The following is a 4,155-nucleotide window of genomic DNA, read 5'->3' on the forward strand; positions in this document are numbered from 1 at the left end:
AAAAGGCCACCGCCCCCCTACCCCACCACCCCCAAAAAAACAACCCCACACCCCCCCCCCCCCCCCCACAAACCCCCCCCCCCCCCCCCCCCCCCCCCCCCCCCCCCCCCCGCTCCGTCAACTCGTCAGTCATCGGCCTCCGGGCCGGCCACCTCGACGCCGTCGCCCGAGCGCACCACGTGGATGCACTCGCCCGGGCACTCCTTCGCCGAGTCGATCACCTCGAGGCGCAGGTGCTCCGGCACGTCGACCCGGGCGCCCGCGGCCTGCCGCAGCTCGCCGTCCGGGCCCTTGACGTAGGCCAGGCCGTCGACGTCGAACTCGAAGACCTCGGGCGCGTACTGCACGCACAGCCCGTCGCCGGTGCAGAGGTCCTGGTCCACCCAGACCTGAAGCTGGTCCGTCGCGACGTCGGTCACGAAGCACCCCCCATGTTCTCCCGTCCCACCCCCCGACGGTACCCGAACGCCCGTACCCGCCCCTCGACCAGCCCTTGGCGATCAAGCTTCGGTGACGAGCGCGTTGCGTGGGACCGAATCGGGCTCATAGCGGCTAGTGTTAGCTCAGAACGTTCAAGCCCCCCGGGGAGGTGGGACGTGGCACGCAGCGACGACGCGGACTCGCGCGCCGCACGGTGGGAGAAGGAGGCCCACGATCTCTCCACGCAGGTCGCGTTCCTGCAAGAGGAACTCGCTCTGGTGCGGCGCAAGTTGACCGAAAGCCCCCGACACGTCCGGCAGCTCGAAGAGCGGCTGGCGGCCACCCAGGCCCAGTTGGCGCGGCTGACCGAGAACAACGAACGGCTCGTGAGCACCCTCAAGGAGGCTCGCGCGCAGATCGTGACGCTCAAGGAGGAGATCGACCGCCTCGCCCAGCCGCCGAGTGGCTACGGCGTCTTCCTGGCGAAGCACGACGACGGCACGGTGGACGTGTTCACCGGCGGGCGCAAGCTCCGCGTCGCCGTCTCGCCCTCGCTGGAGGTCGACGAGCTGCGCCGCGGCCAGGAGGTCCTGCTCAACGACGCGCTCAACATCGTCGACGCACTCGGCTACGAGCGGGTCGGCGAGGTCGTGATGCTCAAGGAGGTGCTCGCCGGACCCGGCGGCGCCCAGGGCGACCGCGCCCTGGTCGTCTCCCACTCCGACGAGGAGCGCATCGTGCACCTCGCCGAGACCCTCATCGGCAGCCCGATAAGGGCCGGCGACTCGCTCATGATCGAGCCCCGCTCGGCGTACGCGTACGAGCGGATCCCGAAGAGCGAGGTCGAGGAACTGGTCCTGGAGGAGGTGCCCGACGTCGACTACGAGGACATCGGTGGCCTCCAGGCGCAGATCGAGCAGATCCGCGACGCGGTGGAGCTGCCCTTCCTGCACGCCGACCTGTTCCGCGAGCACCAGCTCCGACCGCCGAAGGGCATCCTGCTCTACGGCCCGCCCGGCTGCGGCAAGACCCTGATCGCCAAGGCGGTGGCCAACTCCCTGGCCAAGAAGATCGCCGAACGGCGCGGCGAGGAGAAGCACACCAGCTTCTTCCTCAACATCAAGGGTCCCGAGCTGCTCAACAAGTACGTCGGCGAGACCGAGCGGCACATCCGGCTGATCTTCCAGCGCGCCCGGGAGAAGGCCGGTGAGGGCACCCCGGTGATCGTGTTCTTCGACGAGATGGACTCCGTCTTCCGCACCCGCGGCTCCGGCGTCTCATCGGACGTGGAGAACACCATCGTCCCGCAGCTGCTCAGCGAGATCGACGGTGTCGAGGGCCTGGAGAACGTCATCGTCATCGGCGCCTCCAACCGGGAAGACATGATCGACCCGGCGATCCTGCGCCCCGGCCGCCTCGACGTGAAGATCAAGATCGAGCGGCCGGACGCCGAGGCGGCCAAGGACATCTTCTCCAAGTACATCCTCGCGGGCCTGCCGCTGCACGCGGACGACCTGGCCGAGCACGGCGGCGACCCTCAGGCCACCGTGGCGGCGATGATCGACGCGGTCGTCCTGCGGATGTACTCGGAGACCGAGGAGAACCGCTTCCTCGAGGTCACCTACGCCAACGGCGACAAGGAAGTCCTCTACTTCAAGGACTTCAACTCCGGCGCGATGATCCAGAACATCGTCGACCGGGGCAAGAAGATGGCCATCAAGGAGTTCCTCACCTCCGGACGCAAGGGACTGCGCCTGCAGCACCTCCTCGACGCCTGCGTCGACGAGTTCCGCGAGAACGAGGACCTTCCCAACACCACCAACCCCGACGACTGGGCGCGGATCTCCGGCAAAAAGGGCGAGCGGATCGTCTACATCCGCACGCTCGTCTCCGGCGGCAAGGGCGCCGAGGCCGGCCGGTCCATCGAGACCGCCAGCAACACCGGCCAGTACCTGTAGTCCGACGGCACGACGGAGGCCCGCGGCGCGTGCGCCGCGGGCCTCCGCGCGTACCGCGCCCGGCCCGCCGTGCCCCTTCCGCCCGTCACGGCGACTACGCTCGACGTGACGGGGGACCGGGACGGGCGAGCGGAGCGGGCAGGTCGATGAGCGTCAGACGGATCATGGGCACCGAGGTCGAGTACGGCATCTCCGTGCCCGGCCAGGCCGGGGCCAACCCGATGGTCACCTCCTCACAGGTGGTCAACGCGTACGGGGCGCGGCCCGAACTCAACCGAGGCGGTCGGGCCCGCTGGGACTACGAGGAGGAGTCGCCGCTGCGCGACGCCCGCGGCTTCACCTACTCCGGCGCCGCGTACGACCCGGCGGAGGCCCTCGCCGACGAGGACCTGGGGCTGGCCAACGTCATACTCACCAACGGCGCCCGGCTCTACGTCGACCACGCCCACCCCGAATACTCCACCCCCGAGGTGACCAACCCCCTCGACGTGGTGCGCTGGGACAAGGCCGGCGAGCGGGTGATGGCCGAGGCGGCCCGGCGGGCCGCCACCATTCCGGGCACCCACCCGATCCACCTCTACAAGAACAACACCGACAACAAGGGCGCCAGCTACGGCGCCCACGAGAACTACCTGATGCGGCGCCAGACCCCGTTCGCCGACATCGTGGCGTACCTGACGCCGTTCTTCGTCACCCGTCAGGTGGTCTGCGGCGCCGGCCGGGTCGGGATCGGCCAGGACGGCGGCCAGAGCGGCTTCCAGATCTCCCAGCGGGCCGACTTCTTCGAGGTCGAGGTCGGGCTGGAGACCACCCTCAAGCGGCCGATCATCAACACCCGCGACGAGCCGCACGCGGACGCCGACAAGTACCGCCGGCTGCACGTCATCATCGGCGACGCCAACCTGTCGGAGATCTCCACCTACCTCAAGGTGGGCACCACGGCGCTGATCCTCACCATGATCGAGGAGAAGGCGCTCGGACCCGACCTGGGCATCGCCGACCCGGTCAGCGAGCTGCGCGCGGTCAGCCACGACCCGGGGCTCAAGCACCTCATGCGGCTGCGCGACGGCCGCAAGCTCACCGCCCTGGACGTGCAGTGGGCCTACCTCGAGCGGGTCCGGTCCTTCGTGGACGACCGGTACGGCGACGACGTGGACGCGCAGACCGCGGACGTCCTCGACCGCTGGGAGAGCGTCCTCGACCGGCTGAGCCGGGACGCCTTCCTCTGCGCCGACGAGCTGGACTGGGTGGCCAAGCTGCGGGTGCTGGAGGGCTACCGGGAGCGGGAGAAGCTCGGCTGGGGCTCGCACAAGCTCCAGCTGGTCGACCTGCAGTATTCGGACGTGCGGCCGGAGAAGGGCCTCTACCACCGGCTGGTGCAGCGCGGCTCGATGAAGACGCTGCTCACCGACGAGCAGACCCGCAGCGCGATGACCGAGCCGCCGGAGGACACCCGGGCCTACTTCCGGGGTCGCTGCCTCGCCCAGTACGCCTCCGAAGTGGTCGCCGCCAGCTGGGACTCGGTCATCTTCGACGTGGGCCGCGAGTCGCTGGTCCGGGTGCCGATGATGGAACCCGAGCGGGGCACCCGCAAGCACGTCGGGGAGCTCTTCGACCGCTGCGAGAGCGCGAAGGACCTCCTCGAGATGCTGACCGGCGGCTGAGCCGCCGCCGGCCACCGCCGAGCCCGGGGGGGGGGGGGGGGGGAGGGGGGGGGGGGGGGTTTTTTTTTTTTTGGGGGGGGGGGTGGGTGTAGGGGGGGGGGGGGGGGGGACCA

The 4,155-nt window shown here is 69.9% G+C and carries 3 protein-coding genes; 2 read left to right on the forward strand and 1 reads right to left on the reverse strand.

Annotated elements, in window-relative coordinates:
• Positions 1-125 precede the first annotated feature (125 nt).
• A complete protein-coding gene (locus ACZ6S5_RS08250) occupies positions 126-419 on the reverse strand; it encodes a ferredoxin (protein ID WP_465999025.1) in 294 nt (97 codons plus the stop codon).
• 177 nt (positions 420-596) lie between these two features.
• Here ACZ6S5_RS08250 and arc point away from each other — a divergent pair, with 177 nt between their 5' ends.
• Both arc and dop read left to right on the forward strand, forming a co-directional pair.
• Positions 597-2,378, forward strand: a complete 1,782-nt coding sequence (gene arc, locus ACZ6S5_RS08255; RefSeq protein WP_465999027.1) for a proteasome ATPase — start codon at positions 597-599, stop codon at positions 2,376-2,378.
• Between the two features lie 146 nt (positions 2,379-2,524).
• Complete coding sequence (dop, locus tag ACZ6S5_RS08260) at positions 2,525-4,042, forward strand: depupylase/deamidase Dop (RefSeq protein WP_465999029.1); 1,518 nt, start codon at positions 2,525-2,527, stop codon at positions 4,040-4,042.
• The last annotated feature ends 113 nt before the right edge of the window (positions 4,043-4,155 follow it).

It is taken from the genome of Micromonospora sp. NPDC051924 (genome assembly GCF_055586005.1).

Excerpts from the sequence above, each read along its gene's own strand:
- dop (WP_465999029.1), top strand. The coding sequence starts at position 2,525 with ATGAGCGTCAGACGGATCATGGGCACCGAGGTCGAGTACGGCATCTCC.